The 1,885-nt window shown below is 68.2% G+C and carries 3 protein-coding genes; all 3 read left to right on the top strand.

From position 1 onward, the window contains the following. A partial coding sequence (locus tag KCH48_RS41795) for a TOBE domain-containing protein (protein WP_210582872.1) occupies positions 1–192 on the top strand: 192 nt, incomplete at its 5' end. Between the two features lie 3 nt (positions 193–195). Continuing rightward, the gene (locus tag KCH48_RS41790; RefSeq protein ID WP_210582871.1) at positions 196–1,083 is read left to right on the top strand and encodes an ABC transporter permease; all 888 of its coding nucleotides are present in this window, start codon (positions 196–198) and stop codon (positions 1,081–1,083) included. Next, a partial coding sequence (locus KCH48_RS41785; protein WP_210582870.1) for an ABC transporter permease occupies positions 1,080–1,885 on the top strand: 806 nt, incomplete at its 3' end. The genes KCH48_RS41790 and KCH48_RS41785, both read left to right, overlap by 4 nt.

The raw sequence follows: 1,885 nt of genomic DNA, 5'->3' as shown, positions 1-1,885 counted from the left end.
TGTACCGGCACGGTGGAGACCGCCACCTATGTGGGCACCCTGGTCCGCGCGGGCGTGCGCATCGACGGCAAGGAGGCGCCGCCGCTGCGCCTGGAGGTCCCGGCCGGCCGCGGACCGGTCACCGGCGAGCGGGTCGGGATCACCGCCGAGGCGGACGACGTCAACCTCTTCGCCGCCGGACAGGGAGGGTGAGCCATGGCCGCCCTCACCGCCACGGCCCCCGCCCGTCCGCGCAAGCTGCTGGCCTCGCGCAAGACCCGGCTCGGGATCCTGTATGCGCTGCCTGTCGTGATCTATCTGTTGGTGCTGTTCGTCTACCCGATCTTCAGCACGCTGCTGCTGAGCCTGAAGGACGCCGACGGATCGTTCACCCTGCACTGGTACGCCGACGCGCTCACCGGCGTCAACCTCTCCGTGCTGTTCACCACGCTGCGGATCTCCGCGGAGACAGCGCTGTTGAGCCTGGTCTTCGGGTTCGTCCTGGCCCAGGCGATCTCCCGGCTCAAGCCGCTGTGGGCGGGACTTGCGATGCTGGTCGTGGTCGTCCCGCACTTCGTCAGCGCCCTGGTGCGCACCTACGGCTGGATCATCATGCTCGGCGACAAGGGCCTGGTGAACGAGAGCCTGGCATGGGCACCGGGGGCGCCGTACTCGCTGCTCTACAACGAGCTCGGCGTGGTCATCGGCACCACCTCGATGATGCTGCCGTACACGGTGCTGCTGCTGTACGGCGTGATGCGCGGCGTGGACCGCCGCCTGCTGGCGGCCGCGGCCAGCATGGGCGCGGGACGTGTGACGATCTTCCGGCGCATCTATCTGCCGCTGGTCGCCCCCGGTTTGGCCAGCGCCGGACTGCTCAGCTTCATCCTCTCGCTGGGCTACTACATCACCCCGGCCCTGATGGGCGGACCCAACCAGACGATGATCGCCACCCTCATCAACCAGCAGGTCACCAAGGAGAACCAGTGGAACGGCGCGGCCGCGCAGGGCGTCATCCTGCTGCTGCTCACCTTCGCCGGACTGCTGCTCGTCAAGGCCGTCAGCTCCCTGGGCGCCAGCCGTAAGAAGAGGAGCACGTCATGATGGAACTCCGCAGCAGCCTGGCCGGGCGGATCGTCCTGACCGCCATCGCCACCGTCATCCTGCTGTTTTTGGCGCTGCCGATCGTGGTCATCCTCGTCACCTCCTTCAGCAACAACGCCTTCGCCTCCTTCCCGCCCGAGGCGTGGACGCTGAACTGGTACAAGGCGCTGTTCGCCGACGGCAGCAAATGGCCGGCCGCGCTCTCCCTGAGCGCCCTGGTCGCCGCCATCAGCACCGTCTTCTCCCTCATCATCGGGGTCACCGCGGCGACCGCCCTGGTCCGCAGCGAACTCCCGCTGCGCTCGGCGGTCTTCGCCCTGGTGCTGGGACCGCTGGTCATCCCGCAGATCGTCACCGCACTCGGGCTGTTCCTGCTGTTCGAGCCCGCCGCGATGCTCGGCAGCCCCATCGCCATCGCCCTCGGACACACCGTGCTGGCCTCACCGATCGCGGTACTCATCCTGATCGCGACCCTGCGCGGCATCGACGAACGCCTCGAGGACGCCGCGGCCAGCATGGGTGCCGGCCGTCTGACCATCGCCCGGAAGATCACCTTCCCGCTGGCGGCGCCGGGCATGATCGCGGCGGCGATCTTCTCCTTCATCACCAGCTTCGACGAGTTCTACATCTCCCAGTTCCTGTCCTCGGTCGACACCGTCACCCTGCCGGTGCGGGTCTACAACTCCCTGACCTTCGACATCGACCCCAGCGTGACCGCGATCAGCGCGATCCTCATCGCCTTCGCGGTCCTCGCCCTGGGCCTGGTGGCCCTGGTGCGCTGGCTCGGCTCCGGACGACAGGA

Origin of the sequence: Streptomyces sp. GESEQ-4, from assembly GCF_017948455.1 — a bacterium.
Taxonomy (GTDB): domain Bacteria; phylum Actinomycetota; class Actinomycetes; order Streptomycetales; family Streptomycetaceae; genus Streptomyces.
Note: the sequence above shows the minus strand (reverse complement) of the source record. Positions and strands in the feature narration are given on the sequence as shown.